The organism is Pseudoalteromonas sp. 68 DY56-GL68, assembly GCF_041414825.1.
Taxonomy (GTDB): Bacteria; Pseudomonadota; Gammaproteobacteria; order Enterobacterales; family Alteromonadaceae; genus Pseudoalteromonas.
Genome location: NZ_JAOCZL010000006.1, coordinates 165,622 through 181,347 on the forward strand (window position 1 = coordinate 165,622; position 15,726 = coordinate 181,347).

General features: G+C 36.0%; 11 protein-coding genes. 3 read left to right on the top strand and 8 right to left on the bottom strand.

Going from position 1 to position 15,726, the window contains the following annotated elements; all coding sequences use genetic code 11:
- Nucleotides 1-109 precede the first annotated feature (109 nt).
- On the bottom strand, nt 110-583 hold the full coding sequence (locus tag NYF15_RS01510; protein WP_371352541.1) for a hypothetical protein: 474 nt from the start codon (nt 581-583) through the stop codon (nt 110-112).
- Nucleotides 584-800: 217 nt separating this feature from the next.
- Here NYF15_RS01510 and NYF15_RS01515 point away from each other — a divergent pair, with 217 nt between their 5' ends.
- A complete protein-coding gene (locus tag NYF15_RS01515; protein WP_062567774.1) occupies nt 801-1,511 on the top strand; it encodes a hypothetical protein in 711 nt (236 codons plus the stop codon).
- 72 nt (nt 1,512-1,583) lie between these two features.
- Here the strand turns inward: NYF15_RS01515 and NYF15_RS01520 are convergent, their stop codons facing one another.
- Entirely contained in the window at nt 1,584-2,228 is a 645-nt protein-coding gene (locus NYF15_RS01520; protein ID WP_371352961.1) for a histone deacetylase, read from the bottom strand.
- A 795-nt stretch (nt 2,229-3,023) separates the two neighbouring features.
- On the opposite strand from NYF15_RS01520, the gene NYF15_RS01525 reads away from it, so the two are divergent.
- Nucleotides 3,024-4,601: a DNA cytosine methyltransferase gene (locus NYF15_RS01525; RefSeq protein ID WP_371352542.1), complete on the top strand. Its 1,578-nt coding sequence runs from the start codon at nt 3,024-3,026 to the stop codon at nt 4,599-4,601.
- Between the two features lie 3 nt (nt 4,602-4,604).
- Here NYF15_RS01525 and NYF15_RS01530 read toward each other — a convergent pair whose 3' ends face one another.
- The 6 genes from NYF15_RS01530 to NYF15_RS01555 all read right to left on the bottom strand — a co-directional run bounded on the left by NYF15_RS01530 (nt 4,605) and on the right by NYF15_RS01555 (nt 14,239).
- On the bottom strand, nt 4,605-6,653 hold the full coding sequence (locus NYF15_RS01530; protein ID WP_371352543.1) for an AIPR family protein: 2,049 nt from the start codon (nt 6,651-6,653) through the stop codon (nt 4,605-4,607).
- Nucleotides 6,650-7,603, bottom strand: a complete 954-nt coding sequence (locus tag NYF15_RS01535; protein ID WP_371352544.1) for a PD-(D/E)XK motif protein — start codon at nt 7,601-7,603, stop codon at nt 6,650-6,652. The genes NYF15_RS01530 and NYF15_RS01535 overlap by 4 nt, the downstream gene beginning before the upstream one ends.
- Nucleotides 7,596-10,292 (bottom strand): Z1 domain-containing protein, encoded by a 2,697-nt coding sequence (locus tag NYF15_RS01540; RefSeq protein WP_371352545.1) that lies wholly within the window; start codon nt 10,290-10,292, stop codon nt 7,596-7,598. Before NYF15_RS01540 ends, NYF15_RS01535 begins: the two co-directional genes overlap by 8 nt.
- Nucleotides 10,293-10,294: 2 nt before the next feature.
- A complete protein-coding gene (locus tag NYF15_RS01545; protein ID WP_371352546.1) occupies nt 10,295-11,788 on the bottom strand; it encodes an ATP-binding protein in 1,494 nt (497 codons plus the stop codon).
- 520 nt (nt 11,789-12,308) lie between these two features.
- Nucleotides 12,309-13,340, bottom strand: coding sequence for an HNH endonuclease (locus NYF15_RS01550; protein WP_371352547.1), 1,032 nt, complete (start codon nt 13,338-13,340; stop codon nt 12,309-12,311).
- Nucleotides 13,341-13,645: 305 nt separating this feature from the next.
- Nucleotides 13,646-14,239 (bottom strand): class I SAM-dependent methyltransferase, encoded by a 594-nt coding sequence (locus NYF15_RS01555; protein WP_371352548.1) that lies wholly within the window; start codon nt 14,237-14,239, stop codon nt 13,646-13,648.
- A gap of 338 nt (nt 14,240-14,577) precedes the next feature.
- On the opposite strand from NYF15_RS01555, the gene NYF15_RS01560 reads away from it, so the two are divergent.
- Nucleotides 14,578-15,726, top strand: a complete 1,149-nt coding sequence (locus tag NYF15_RS01560; RefSeq protein WP_371352549.1) for a porin — start codon at nt 14,578-14,580, stop codon at nt 15,724-15,726.

Consider the following 15,726-nt stretch of genomic DNA (forward strand, 5'->3'; position numbering starts at 1 on the left):
GCGATTTTACATCGCGTTTTAATAGGCTAGTTTTAATAACCTAACGTAGCAGCATAAAGCCACTGCTACGTGTTTAAGAAGGTAACTAAAAAACAGGCCTAATTTCGATTTAAGGCTGGGCATTCCAAGTAGATTCAAACAAGGCTTTTTGCTCAACTTTGTTTTCACTACACCATACAAAATCCGCTTGCTGGATTTTCTTTGCTCTACAGCGCTCTGGCAGCTTATAAAACTCACCCCACGCTTTACGTTTTTCATCATCATTGTATGAATTAGAATAAACCGTAGAGTTATATACTTTCGTATTTAAAAGCCCTGTCGGGTTTGACCGGTAACTATAATTACCGCCATTACCTGCGCTTTTTGTCGGTTTTTTGCAATGTTTTGCCAGCAAAGTAAACAGCTCATCGGAGCGCTTATTCCAACGCTCACCTTGTTGTGCGCTATAACTGCGATTCATTCTTTTACGAATAGACTCACGTTCAGCTTTAATGTTATCGCATTGGTTTTGAGAGTATTGCTCGTTGGCAATTGAAGTTGGGCTCACTAATAAACTAGCGAGTAATAAAATCCATTTATTCATAATTTCACATCAATTTTGTTAATTGTTTTTCCCTACAAATATTATCGACTAAAAAATATAAATAGTCTCAGAATTTTCCTGCCTTTTATAACATAAAATAAACAAAACTCTATTTATTTTAGGGCTATATAAAGTACCCAAAATTTATTTTTAGCATATTAACATTACAAATAATCATGATAGAATTCTGGCCATAGGATTTTAATAAGGATATTTTATGGATATTATAATTGGCCAACACGTGCTGAAGAAAAAAGCACAGTTAACCCAACTTTCAGATCGCGCAATCGGGCGAGAGTTTAAAGATCAAGCAGCCCTAGCAATACAAATGACACAATGTAGCGCAGCTGTTTATCGTCGCTTACAACGAACGTATAAATCAACCATCACACCAAAAGATCAAAAACGTGTAAAAGCGGGCGGCTTAAGTACAGAATCTGTGACTTTTTCAACAAGTAACCGTAGCCAAAAATCTTTCAACAGTTTACTTCCCGCTATGCGAGGAGGTGCATCTGCTCCTGGGAACGTGCCAAAAACATCTAATGATGTTGCTGTTGCTTCTAACCAGCCCCAAGCAACTAACTTACTCGCTTTACTACACCCTATACTCAGCGAAGATATTATGAAAACGGGTAACAGTGTAGAAAAAGCCGCAACAATACTTGGCCTTGTTACAACAACAGCGGGTTTTGTTATTCCTGGCGGTGGCGTTGCTTCTTCAATCGTAAGTTGGGTAGGAAGTGGCGCAACTTATTCAAGCTACTCAATGTCAAGAATTCGCCCCGATGCACCAGACCGCGCTTTTCACCAACTAACAAACTACATTACCTGCTTAGCAGCATGGAATAAAAAAGCGTGTGAGTTAATTGATATTGCCGACTCAAACGGCCAATGGACTTTCCGCGATATTGAAACGGGCTTTGCATAAAACAAAGCCTTTATAGTACACAAACACCACAGCATTGTGCTTGGTGTTTGTGATTTTAAAAAATTAACGCCTCTATAAGGCCGTACACGCTCTAATTGCAGCAGCAATAGCTGACGCACTTTGCTTTGAGTAACCCCCGCCGCCAGTAACGACGGTTGGTATATTTAGGCTTTTTAAACGAGATAAAACACTCTTTTCACGCTCAACAACATCTTCTATTGTAAGTTTAAAGCCACCCAGTTTATCAACGGCCAGTACATCTGTTCCTGCAATTACAAAAGCCAAAGCATATTCATCAATCACTAATTCGAGCGCTTGATTAAGTTTAGTCAAATACTCTTCGCCTTCGACACCGCTTTTTAATGGTACAGGAAAATTCACTCTATTGCGGGTAAAGCTCGATGTTGGGTAAATATCTTCATTGTATACATCTAACAAATGTACGTTTTCATTATCTTTAAATGAATACGCATTACCGTTGCCATGATGAGCATCAACGTCAATAATCAACACTTTATCTGTTTCGCTTAAATGGCCATTTTTTCGTAATTGCTGGTAGGTAATGCCAATATCATTATAAATACAAAACCCTTCCATATTTAAATTGCTAGCATGATGAAAGCCACCAGATAAATTCCACATAGTCTCGCCAGACTCCAGCGCTTTTTCAGCACCTAGTAGAGTACCCGAAACAGCTAAACGCATAGGCGTTAAGATTTTTTTATCTAGAAAATCAAAGCTAACAAAATATCATTGCCGGCCCACTCATGACCGTAATAAACCTATTTGCCTTAGCCAACTATGCGCTTAACCTCCACATTTATTCAAGTAATGCTAATAGCCAACTAAGAAAAACGTTTTGACCTAGCGATTAGATTAGCAGAGCAACAAGATTCAAGCTATTTTCAAAGACGCCTAGAGGCGATTGCCGTGAAGCTGATAGTAGAGAAAGGGGCGCCAACATCACGCCTAGTGCTGCCCTATTCAGAGCCGCAGCTGCCCAGCAGACTATTAACCACATTAAAAAAAGAATTTGAACAAATAAGCTTTTGTTTTAATATTACAATCGCCATAAAAATGGTCAAAGCAGACTGCGGTGTAGACATACCGCCCATGAGTGAAATTAACTGTATAAAAGATATCCGCAACTTTGGTTATGTAAAAACGCTTCGCTGCACTCCATCAAGGCCAATTTATACCACTCATGCACCTCCTCTGCGAATGCGCAGTTATTAATAGAGCATCTACAAACCAGTATTACCGATTCACCGAGTCTACAAGGGGAAATATTAGTGCTTTAATACTTGCTGCTTGTGTTGAGAAGATTGCATATCCATTCGGCGACTAAAGCCCCCCTCATTAAAAGTTATTTTTTAATCGATTTATATAAAAGTGACGCCTTGTAGTAATTGCTTTAGAAGCGAAGCTCTCTAAAAAAACCATAGTGAATAATATCAACTTCTCTTAAGAATCTTGTTATTATTGAGGATTAATACTTGGGTAACTCTTAACATGAAAAAACCAATAAAAATAATTGACTTATTTTCTGGCCCTGGAGGGCTAGGGGAAGGCTTCTCCTCAATTAAGGATAGTGATGGTAATCAAGTGTTTAAACTTATCTCTTCTATTGAAAGGGAGCCTAGTGCCCATCGGACGTTAAAGTTGCGTGCGTTTTTTAGGCAATTTGATGAGGCCCCTAAGGAATATTATGATTTTTTAAAGGGAAAATTAGGCAAAACCCCCGAAGAAAAACTTTATAAACTTGAAAAATTTTCAGAGCAAGTTAAAGCCGCTGAAGCAGAAGCTTTAAATTTAGAACTTGGTAAGGATGATGAACAAATTTATAAAGCTATATCTAATGCTCTAGGAAGCGATAATTGCGTTTTAATAGGTGGTCCGCCATGCCAAGCTTATTCAGTAGCAGGAGTTGCGAGAAATAAATCAAATCAAAAGTATGACCCAACATTAGATAATAGAAACTTTTTATACAAAGAGTACCTAAAAGTTATAGCTCTTTTCCAACCACTAATTTTTGTGATGGAAAATGTAAAAGGCATGCTTTCCGCTAAAGTAAATGGTGAACTCATTTATAAGTCAATTTTTAAAGACTTAGAAAATCCATGTAATTCAGTTGATATGAAACCTACTTTTCACCAAGGTCACGGATATAAAATAGTTTCTCTTGTCACTACTGGAAAAGAAGACATAAAATTACAACCGAAAGACTATGTAATTAATAGTGAAAATTATGGTGTTCCCCAGCGACGACACAGAGTAATACTATTAGGAATTAGAGAAGATATTGCTGAAAATTGGAACAATATAGTATTGCCAACCAAAGATTCAATGGTTTCAATCGGTGATATTCTATTTGATTTACCAAAATTAAGAAGTGGGTTATCAAAAGAAATAAATACTGATGACAATTGGCTTGCATCTATAAAAGATAATGCTTCCTACACTATAAAATCTCTCAATAAAAACAATCAAAAATTAGTAGCAAATAAATTTGCTGAAGCTATTGAAGAAATAGAGCTACCAAAAGATAAGCAGGGTAGCAATTTTGGGTTAAAGAGAACGTCGTCTATAAAAAATAAATATCTTCGTGATTGGTATTATGACAAGAATTTAAATGGATATGTATGTAATCATGAAACAAGAGGACACTTGTCAAAAGATCTACAGAGGTATCTTTTTTGTAGTATATGGGCAAAGACAGGTATTGAAAATGCCTGGGATCGCTTAAGCCCAAAAGCGAATGAATTTCCAGAAGCATTAATACCAAACCACAAAAACTTTAAAACGGGGAAGTTTGCAGATAGGTTTAGAGTTCAACCTGAAAATTTACCCGCTACGACTATTACATGCCATATATCTAAAGATGGACACTATTACATCCATCCTGACTACCTTCAATGTAGGAGTTTAACGGTGCGGGAGGCTGCAAGAATACAGACCTTCCCAGATAATTACTTTTTTGTTGGTAATCGAACACAGCAGTACGTACAAGTAGGAAATGCCGTGCCTCCCCTTTTATCCGCCCAGATAGCTCAATTAATTAGTGATTTTTTACTTCACATCGAAAGATAGTTGTTAAGCAAAATGAAAGCCTTCTTCGAGGGCTTTCCTTTCAATATCCAATAAAGATAAACACTGCTTCTCGGTTGGTATTTTCATAGGAATAGCAGCCGCAATATCTAGTATACTTTTTTCTTTATGGCTTAAGACGAATGAAGCTTTATTCCATGCTTGCATTTTCTTCCAGTATTTATCAGTCTTATCAAAAATATACCTCTGAGCCTCTATACCATTATCAATACTTTGCACATTAGCTGCTTCTTTTTTACGCTCTTTAGCTATGCTCGGGTCAATCAGTAAATTTTCTACATCAGTACTAAGTTGAATATTAGTCTGCTTTAAGTTTTCCCAACAATCTGCTTTTTTACACCACTCACCAATATTAGTTACGTGCAAAGGCGTCTTTTTTATCGCTTCATTAACTTTTTCTGCAATATCCAAAAGGCTACTCAGAATTTCATCTGGTAACGATTGACTTTTCCAAATTGATATCAAGTCTAGTAATTTGCCTTTGCCATCAAGCATTTGTCTGAACTTTGATATAGTATAAGTAACAAGATTTGCTTTGTATCCACCATACCAAGATTGCTTCATAATTTTCTTGTCTAGTTCTTTGAACAAAATTGCTTTTGCAATAGATTCTTTAAAAAATAATTCATTAAATTGTTTTTCGTCCTTGCTCCATTGTTCCGTCATGGCATCAGCGAATCTACCAAAGTTTTTTTGAGCACCTAAACTAACCACATGTGGCATTTTTTCCCAAGAATTAAAATATTTAGCGAGGTCTGTTTTAGTTATCATTTGAGATTTTGGATTTATTTTTTCAAACTTTTTCTGTTCAGATGGGGTCAATTTAGTTTTAGCAGTCATATACTGGCCTCGGGCCCTTTCATAAAACCAGTGCGTATCTTGAAGTCCGCCTTCGGGTGATGGTGCCCAAACTCTTCTTGATAACTCTTCAAAACGCCAATGGAAAGGACTATTAGAGAAAAAATCAGCGGCGTTTACTTTATTTTGAGTATTCGCAAACTCTGATATTTTAGGGACAACCGTTTCGACAAATTCAGGCGGGACAATTGTCAACTTGACTTGAATAAATACTTGGGACAAATCCGCTTTTTCTTTTTTTAATGTGTTGTATATCGATGCAGTCGTTTGACCTCCATTAACAATTTGTAAGTTTTTTAACTTTGATATCATGGTGTTGCCATACTCTTCTAGCGTCGTTATTTCTTCTGCTGTAGCTGTCAAACCATTATTAAATGCAAAAAACATATTAGGTTGATTAATGATTGTATTTCTCATTCCTTTATTTACTTTGCCTTTGAATTGAAGGAATGTTCTTACATTTTGCTCTAATAGTCGTTCAGTGTACTTATCATACAATTGAGATAAAAAAGCTCCCGGTAACACCAATAAATATGACTGATACTCATCAGTTTTTGAAAATGCTTTTAAGCATGGTAAGTAGTCACCAAACTCTTCTTTAAAATCTATTTCAATTGCTTCTTTACCGCTACTTGAAGAGTCAATTCTATAAATTCGCTCAATGTCCCAAATATCGAAGTTAAGTTTAATACCATTACAGCTATCTATAGACTCAATAGATTTAATTGATTTACTAATTTCACAATTTGTAATTATAAGAATTTTAACACTTGTGATTCCTGACGATTTAAGGCATATATCTCGCACAAGTGGATATGCTAGATCTGTTTCTTCCATCGTTTGGTAGAAATTGCTATCTAGACTTTTTTCAAAAAAACGTACAGCTCTTTTTGAAATTTGCGTAGCTAACGAAGTTGTTAATGTTTCTAGCTTATCTTTATAGTGAGAAACAATGAGAGTTAGAACACCATTTTCCTCATTTTGGAGCCATGCATCTAGCTTAAGACCTAATGAATCCTTTTTATAACTACAAAGATTGTAATTTTCTATAACAGCTTGCTCTACTAAATAGTCGCAAATTTTTTCTACAAAGACAGGTTCATTAAACTTACTCCCAACTTCTGCTTCGCTATAAATTTCTTGCATAAAGTTCGCGTAAAATAATTCTAAGCTCATATTGTTGAAATCCAAGGTTCATCTATTAAAAATGGCTCACAATTAGTTAATTCCAAGTCATACGTAACGTTACGAACCCCATTTGGAATATTGGATAAAGAAATTCTTGGGAAATCTCCTGAAACGTTATAAAACCTTTTGGAAGCTACTATATAGCTATATGAGTAATACTCTTCACTAAATATATATCCAATATTTAGCAAAGAGTCTTGGAACTTTTCAAGTTGCTGAGAATGACCACCCACTTCAAGGGCATTTTGTATATTTATAATTAAAGTTGGTAACGATAGTGAATCCGTTGCTTCAGGCTCAGTTCGACCCAAGGTAACTACAAATATGTAAAGTTCATCAAGTTGCCCACATAGTTGTTCAGCGGAAGAAATTTTTATCTTTGGTGCTGATGTACCTATTTGGCATTTAACCTCTAAAGCTGCATTTTGAATATTGAAGTCTTGAGGACTACCTGCTGGCCCAGTCCAAAAGTCTATTGCCTGTGCCATACCATATTTTTTTGCCAAATGGTGATCTAAGTATACTAATTCACCTATAAGTCCTTTAATAACTCTCTCCGGTAAAAGTTTTTCTTTATCTTTTTTGAGGAACTCTCTCCAGCGTTCAATTCTTCTAAAGATTACGGGGACTACAGCTGATGGCTTTAATATCCTAGTAGCTGAAATGATATCGTTACATAAAGAAAAAAATAGCTCCCAGTCGCTAGGATTTTTGAGACTCAAAACTAATTGTTGAGTCTCAAGTATGGAAGCAACCTCTATTCCTAATAGAGAGGGATATTTAGGTGGCAATATACATTCATCCGTTAATTTACAAACAAATAAATATCTACCCAACCTGTCTTTAGCCCAGTAAATATCTAAAGGGTGCTTATGGTCAATTCTTCTTGCAGATAAATCCACTTTTGGTGTTTTAATGTTTTCCCAAGGATTAATCATTTTCTAATTCATCCTCTTCTTCGAGTAAACTAGAAAACTCTTGCTTCCACCATGTAGTATTTACTATGTATTCGACAAGGTTTTCCGGTTTTCCTTTACCTGCTTCACCCGGAAAACTAATACTCCATGCTAAAGCTGTTTGTTCTAATGCAGGCTCTTTGGTTTCACCTAGCTCACAATCTAACAGGTAAACTGTCAGTAATGGACGCTCTCTTAGTTGTCTTAATAATTTACCTGATAGAGATTTTACATTCTCTAGTGTTTCAATATGCGCATCTATAATGGCTCTGTCCACTCCAGCTTTTTCCCACTTAGGATCACTAAATCGCCTTTTATTAGATGTTATAGCACTTTTAGTTTCCTTATACAGACTTACGGTTCGCATTAAAGGGTGGATAGTAATATTTTGTTTAGAGTAAGCCTTATACTCATCATGAGGCCTAGAGTTACTGATCAATTGAACATCCCAATTGCAATTAATCTTTCCGATATAATCTAAAATTGGTTTTGGTTCTGTCACTATAGAAGCAGGATGATTTGTATAGGAATCTATAAACTTTTTAATAGGCTCATCGTTAATATCTTGAAATAAATAATTGGTACTTGATGTATTAATCAGGCTATCAGTTTGCAGTAAATCCTTTATCAAATAATCTAAAGCTGTTTTGTTATTGTCCTGTAAGCTATTAGCAGTACCTAAAACTGTAGTTTCAACATGCCGGCCATGTAAACTAATTTGTCTCAACACACTTGTACCTGTACGCATCTTATTTCTTGCAGTTACAATAAGTGATTCAGGGTGGCTGCGTACACATAAACCAAACTCCTCAGGTGTGAGCTTGGCATTTTCCATTCTTTTAAACTCATCTCTTAGCTCTTCGGTTACATCAGAGATATGTTCATACCAAGAAATTGCCTCACAAGGCATATATAATCTACAAAGTTCAGCAAAACCTTCTCTATAGCCAAACCAACGGCCCATTTGCATTAAAGTATCATACATCTGTGTATTGCGAATAAAATAGCTAACTGTCAAACCTTCTAAAGTTAAGCCCCTGGATAAGCTTAATCCTCCAACAGCTATAATACTCCTTCCTTTAGGGTAATTTTCTTTACTGTAATCTAGAGGTTCTGAACTTTTTGAAGCGTTAACTTCAATTGTTTTAATTGGCGATACTGCTCTTTTTAAAGTTAACTGAACTGTTTTCCAATCAAATTCAACTCCTGAAAACTCTTTATCAAAAGTTTCTTTCAAGCTTCTAATAGATTCATTCTTAATTGCTTGTAATTCATCTAATGCATAATGATTAATAATATTTCTTCTAAGTTCATCAACATAGTCATGTACTAACAATTTTATATGACTTTGCACATCAGTAAACCGACTAACATTTATTAACATAGAATTATGTTTAAATTCTTGATCTCTTAATATACGAATAGCCCTAATTAAGGTAAAAACCCTAATAGCCTCTTCTAATGACACAGGAAGGGCTTCAGGTATATAATCTTTTTTATGGGAAGTTGGAAGCAAATCCTCAAAATCTAGCAGCTCTCTAACTATATCTAAATCAGAATCTGAGCTGAATATTCTCTTCGAACCAACATAATTTGATGGAGCGTCTAAGCTAATAATAAAATCTCTTGGAAAAAGTTCATCACCTATCATTTCATGATTATTATTGGGATCGATAAATATGTTTGCAAAAGGTGTAGCTGTGTATCCTAAATACATATTTTGTCGAAATAGCTTAAGTAACTCGCGGATTTTGCTATTAATTGCTGTAGCATCTGTATCTTCTTTGTTTGTATTAATTGAAGCGTGGTCAGCTTCATCATCAATTAAAAGAAACGGAAACTGGTCTAAATTAAGGTTATTGTTTTTTAGCCAATTTATGAGATTTTGTAGTATGGCTTTATTCTTTTTAATGACTAGGACTACAGGTTGATTAAAATTATCTAGGGTTGAGCCTATTTGTTTAGCAATGCTATTTTTAAAGTCATGAACAGTAGTTGTAAATGAAATTGGAACTTTGTCATGTGAATATTTGCCTACGCCAACAAGTCTATCTCTCAATGGAATATCATCTAATTGCTTAGAGCTATCAACCCCTCTAAAGCCTTCATCAATTCTTTCTTGTGTCTGGCTTCTAAGCGCACTCAATATCCCAGCAAGCACAATGATAACTTTATAACCAGCATCTGCCGCTTTATTTATAACACCAGTATAGTTAGCTGTCTTACCTGATTGCACATGACCAACAACTAACCCCTTTCTTGACCAATCACCTTCTTTTTTAGGATTTTCTAAATGGTCCAATATTTTGTCCGTAACTACATCTAACTGCGTGACTACTTTTGGTGGAAAATTTGAATGCGATAAGTGTCTTTTATATCTATTCCAGAAGAACCAATCAATGTCACCACGGCTATCCTCTAACCACGGAATATAATCTTTTGCTTCAAAATATGACCCTAAAGTCATACTTATATCAAATCGCTCTTCCAGTTTTGTAACTATTACATTAATGTCGTTTTCATCAGTAACTGATAAACTATGCGCCATCATTTTTACTGTCTCAAGAATCATTTCTGAGTCAATCTGATCTAGTTCATTCTCTCCAACTTTAGCGACTAAAAATTTTTCACTTAAATCTTCTATTTGGTTTAGTTTCACAATATCGGTCATAATTAGATTTCCATTCCTTCTATAATTTCAATGCTTAAATCAACATGTGAAGCCATTGGTTCTATCTGAGTAATCTTTTCAATAACTTCTTCTTTGGATAATTTTTCATTTTTGTAAATAAGCAAAAATACTTGAATAATATTTTTCAATTCTTCTGCTGGCACACTTGGTTTAACAACATTTCCAGGTGAATTTGCAAAGTCATTAAAATATAAGTCTGAAGGAAAAGAAGACTCTACAGACGTTAAAATATTGATAAACTCTTTTTGTAAGTCATCTCCGAGCTTATTTTTGAGAGATTCAATTAAAGGGTGGCTTTTGCTTATTTCATAACTCACCTTTCCAGAAGCTACATTCCTATTCCAAAATGGCTCTAAGATTTTAGATTTAAGTCGATGACCCTTCTGTTTAAATACCCGCTTTCCTGAATATTCAACTTCTGAAATAATTTGCTTTAAACCTTTTCTTACCACTTCAGGGGGGCTTGCATTTGATTTTTTAACATCAATTTTCCAAATATGATCTAGTGAATTTGGTATATCTACTCTTACTCGTACTAACTTAGTTAACTCTTCTTTGGGCATTAACCTAAACCAAGTACTTTTGATAATTAATCTTTTATTTCTATATACATAAAAGCCTTGGTTATGAAGGTACCCCCCTTCACCAGAATATTTTTCATACTCTTGAGGAGAAATTTTTGTATAATGAGGAAGTACGAATGGCTGGACTTTAATTTCTTTGGAATCTACATAAATAGACTGTGATGGAAGCTCTAATGTAGCATTATGAGAGGTATTAAAAGGATCAATACCTTCAAGCTTTCCACCATTTAAAAAAATTCGTACAGATTTTTTTCCTGTCCCAGCATTAAGAAAACGATGATATGTTAACTCTAGGTGTGTTCTTGAATGATCAATTATTAAATTTAGTTTTTTCTCTCTAATGGCAAGAGAGTCAAATGAATCTAATCTATCTAGCTTCCTCCATAATACAATAGTGCCAGTCATTTTCTGAACTAAGTTTGAAAGCAACGACCTTAACTCTAAAATTTGTTGCAGATCATTTGAGTCTAGAACTTTTACTTTCCAACCTGTATCAGGATTTTCAGTTACTTGGTCGAGATCCCATTCCATAGCTGAAATGTTATTTTCTTTTTTCGATACTACAGTCAATTTTCTGCATTGGGAAAAAGAGGCTGTTTTAAGTCCTAGCCCAAATCTCCCTAAATCATTATCTTTTCTGGACTCAAGTGGACTTAGACTGCCAAGTTTCATTGCTAGTAGTAATTCTTGATAATCCATTCCGTGTCCATTATCGGAAATTGCTAACCAAGGAGCAGCATCGTTCCAAGAAAAGTCTATATTGATGTCTGTTGCTTGCGCGGTGATGCTATTATCAATTACATCAGCTAAAGCAGTTTCCATTGAGTAACCTATATCACGTAATGATTCTATTAATGAAGAAGGTGATGGGTAAAGGTTCTCATAATGCATTTTTAATCCTTTTCTAATCTTATAGAGCAAGCTTGCTCAACCTTAGTTATAAAATATACTTCAGCTTTGTAGCAGTTTATTCAACCAACCTACCAGCACACTCCTATTCTCCGTGATCACACCTAGAACTAAGTTAATGATGAGTTAATTTACAGCATGGCGGAATTTTGTTCCCGACAAATTTCAAGTACCTAAATCCCTTTAGGCAATGCTGTACAAGCGTAGCTTGGCCATGGATGGCCTATCTACGCTGGTTACGTTCACATCATTAACGTAAGCTGAAGATCAAGTATAACCCTCGTGTGCGCCGAGAGAGATCGGCGGCAGCCTCTCTTTGGTTGCCATCCAACGCGATAAAACCTCAAGTCGAGTTTTTTAAATCTCTTCTCAACTCCTAAAAACACACAAAAATACGTGCCTTAAAACCTGTTATCAAAAAACAAAGCACGATATAAAATCGAGCCTACGCGTTATACCTTGGCTTATCTTCCGCCACTAAACCAAGCTCATTATTTTGCTATTAATAAACAGCACTTTCTGCAAACTCAAAACTATTTATGCCTACCCATAATTTGGCGCTGTTTGCTTGTGCCACCTGGTACGCCCAGTCACTCACTGAGCGTGATTTTTCGGCATCACAATTAAAATAATCGCACAACTCACGAGTTATATGCTGGTTATTTATAACGAGGTTTTGTTCTTGCCAACGCTCGCGGTGCTCTTGTGCAGCTAAAAAGTCGCGTTTGCTGTTATTGCATTTACTATGGGCAGCCACAAAGTTGTGGCCTAAATCATTGGCGTAACGCGTAAACGGAATAAAGTGGTCAACCTCGGTTTTACTGTTTAATGCCTTTTGACAATAAAAGCACTGCCCTTTTTGTAGTTCTATTAATACAGGTTTTGCTTTATTGAGTGCATTGCGATCAAAGCCAAATAAAAAGTCATGAAGTTGGCTTTGCGGGCCAATTAGCGTTTGGTTGTATTTAATACTTTGAATTTTTTGTAGCCATGCATTTTTGGCTAGATACACAACTAAGTCGTAAAAGCGTCTAAAACAACTGGCAATACCTGCATTTAAGGTAATGTATTGCTGGCCTTTAACATGAGGATATAAAAAACACTCTTCCTTGCCATTTAGCTTTTGTAATAACCATAATGGTCCTTCTTTAATGGTTTTTAACGTTGTTTTACGTATGTTTTCCCAATCACTGCACTTTTTTAATTGGCTAACTGAGTTAATGTTTCTTAATTTTGCATCATGCAGTGTGGTGATGATTTTGGCTTGTTTTTTGGAATTAGTGTTTTGTAAAAGCAACAGGTCTCTATTATTACCAATAGCAGCAAAAGGAGATGCTTGGTGCCAATATAAGGTAATAAACTTTTCGACTAATTCGTCAAAGGTTATTTGTAATTGGGCATTCGGATCTATTTGCTGTTTTTCAATGCTGATATCAGCAAGCGCATGTAACAAAGCAAACTTATAAGTGGCACTAAAATCCCCTTCCACCAGCATGCGCTGGATATAAGCGATAAAGTCTAGCTGTTGCTGCATAGCCATCTCTAAACTATGCCTTTAAAAAATTGATGAAGGCTACTTTTAAGCGCATTACTAAATCCTGTTACTGCGGCTTAAAACTAAAAACCGCTCCATGGCTTTAAATCAATACTTATTCACTAGATGTTAAGCTAGCGTTAAGTTTCAAATAATCTAGCATAAGTAGTGATGAAAAATATAGACTTTTTCAGTAAGCGGGGTAATAAATCTAATTTTTAGGGAGGGATTTTATAGTTAAAATGCGGTACTTAAGGGGCGTACCACATTATTTTTAATAATTGACTATAAGACTAAAAGATTAATCAAATAGTTCTTCTGTGCAAAATAGCATTCAGCCATATCTCTGACGCTCGCTCGGGCCGTTGGTCGGCGCTTTGCCACGATTTTAAAATAAACAGGTTGGTGTTTTTAATAATGTTCTCAAGCGTTTGCTCGTTTAGGTCGGTAAATTCGCGGCCGTTGTGCTCGCGCTCGCCGTCGCCGTATTTAAACGATACATACACAATTCCTTGTGGCTTGAGTGCACGGGCTAGGTTGTTAAATGCTTCGGTTAAGTCATTTTTTGCGACATGAATTAAGCTTGCGCAGCACCAAATACCATCGTATTTATCAACATCATCGAGTGCTTGAAAACTGCTTACAGCCACTTTTTGATTTAGGTATTCTGAGGCGAGTTTGGCAATTTCAGGGCTTATATCAAACGCATCAACATTAAAACCACGCTCTTTAAAAATGAAGGCGTCGCGCCCTGAGCCACAACCTGCATCTAACAACGTGCCATTTTTAGGGATTAGCGGTAAAAATTCATCGTAAAGCGCTGTTAAGTCTACATCGAGCGTGGCATCTACAAATGCTTGTGCGTTCTGGTTGTAGTAATCGATTGTTTTGGTTGCCATTTTATATCCTTTATTGTGGCAGCGGTGTTTGCGTTAAAAATATCATTAAAAGGTGAGGATCATAAATAAATTTAGCAGATGTAGTGAGTATATAAATAAGTATTTATATGTAGAGCACCATTTAAATACTATAAAATTACAAATATAACCTTCTACTCACTTTTAAACTACCACCTCAATTTATAATATTAAAACACCTTTAAAGATTATTAATTAAAACAACAATTTTTTATTGCTCTGGTAACAATTTTCTCATACCTTATGTCGCCCATTTCGCAACTTACTACTATAATATTAAGCGAAATCAACATTTTCATACTAAATATTAGGGATACACAATGAAAAAACTTCCTATTGCATTAGCTCTATGTGCTGCTTTTGTGTCTGCAAACACGCTAGCAGAGGTTCGCATAAATGGCTTTGCTTCAATAGTTGGTGGTAAAACTCTTGATGACGACAACGCGACACTGTACGGCTACGATGATGACATTTCGTTCAAAAACGAGAGTATGTTCGCATTACAGCTGTCTGCTGATTTACAAGAAAAACTAAGTGCAACAGCGCAAATTGTTGCTCGTGGCAGTGATGATTTTGATGCTGAGTTTGAATGGGCTTATCTAACCTATGAGTTTACAGATGAGCTACAAGTTAGTGCAGGTAAAATGCGCGTGCCTTTTTATCGCTACTCTGACTTTTTAGATGTGGGCTACACGTATCGTTGGGTTCGTCCACCACAATCGGTATATAACTTACCATTTTCGACTTATGAAGGTTTAAGCCTTCTTCATAATACGCAGCTGGGCGACTGGGATTCTACGATACAGGTTATCTATGGAAGCTTTGACGACAAAATTGCGGTGGTTTCTGTAAACGGTGATACCGAACTTAATGATATTGCAGGTATTAACTGGACGCTATCTTACGACTGGTTTAGTGCCCGCGCTGCTTATTTTGTAGCAGAAACGTCAATCGCGATTGAAAACGATACCGATGCTGGTATTGCACTAAATGGCTTAGAGCAAACATTGCGTAATGCAGGTTTTGTTGATCAGGCTGATGATATTGCCGTTAACGAAGATGATGGCTCTTTCTTAGCGCTTGGTTTTTCAATTGATTACAACGACATTTTATTTGATGCCGAATACACTGAGTTTGAAGTTGATAACAGCGCGCTTGCTAAGCAAACACAGTATTACACGTCGGTGGGCTACCGTATGGATGAGTGGACTGTTCACTTAACTTACGAAAATAACGATGATAAGCACGATAGTAGTCGTTACAACGCTCTTCCTGCTGTACCCGCTTTAAACGCCGGTATTAATCAAGTATTGGAAAGCGGTAAAGCTAAAAGTAATGTTTACACTATTGGTACTCGTTATGACTTCCACCCTTCAGCAGCTTTAAAAGTGGACTTTAGCCGCTTTAAAGATGACATCACTGATACAGACACTGATGTTGTTGCTGTTGCTGTAGACTTAGTTTTTTAA

Bases quoted from the DNA above. Each gene is read 5' to 3' on its own strand.
- NYF15_RS01510 (WP_371352541.1), bottom strand. From the start codon at position 583: ATGAATAAATGGATTTTATTACTCGCTAGTTTATTAGTGAGCCCAACT.
- NYF15_RS01515 (WP_062567774.1), top strand. From the start codon at position 801: ATGGATATTATAATTGGCCAACACGTGCTGAAGAAAAAAGCACAGTTA.
- NYF15_RS01525 (WP_371352542.1), top strand. From the start codon at position 3,024: ATGAAAAAACCAATAAAAATAATTGACTTATTTTCTGGCCCTGGAGGG.
- NYF15_RS01530 (WP_371352543.1), bottom strand. From the start codon at position 6,653: ATGAGCTTAGAATTATTTTACGCGAACTTTATGCAAGAAATTTATAGC.
- NYF15_RS01535 (WP_371352544.1), bottom strand. From the start codon at position 7,603: ATGATTAATCCTTGGGAAAACATTAAAACACCAAAAGTGGATTTATCT.
- NYF15_RS01540 (WP_371352545.1), bottom strand. From the start codon at position 10,292: ATGACCGATATTGTGAAACTAAACCAAATAGAAGATTTAAGTGAAAAA.
- NYF15_RS01545 (WP_371352546.1), bottom strand. From the start codon at position 11,788: ATGCATTATGAGAACCTTTACCCATCACCTTCTTCATTAATAGAATCA.
- NYF15_RS01550 (WP_371352547.1), bottom strand. From the start codon at position 13,340: ATGCAGCAACAGCTAGACTTTATCGCTTATATCCAGCGCATGCTGGTG.
- NYF15_RS01555 (WP_371352548.1), bottom strand. From the start codon at position 14,239: ATGGCAACCAAAACAATCGATTACTACAACCAGAACGCACAAGCATTT.
- NYF15_RS01560 (WP_371352549.1), top strand. From the start codon at position 14,578: ATGAAAAAACTTCCTATTGCATTAGCTCTATGTGCTGCTTTTGTGTCT.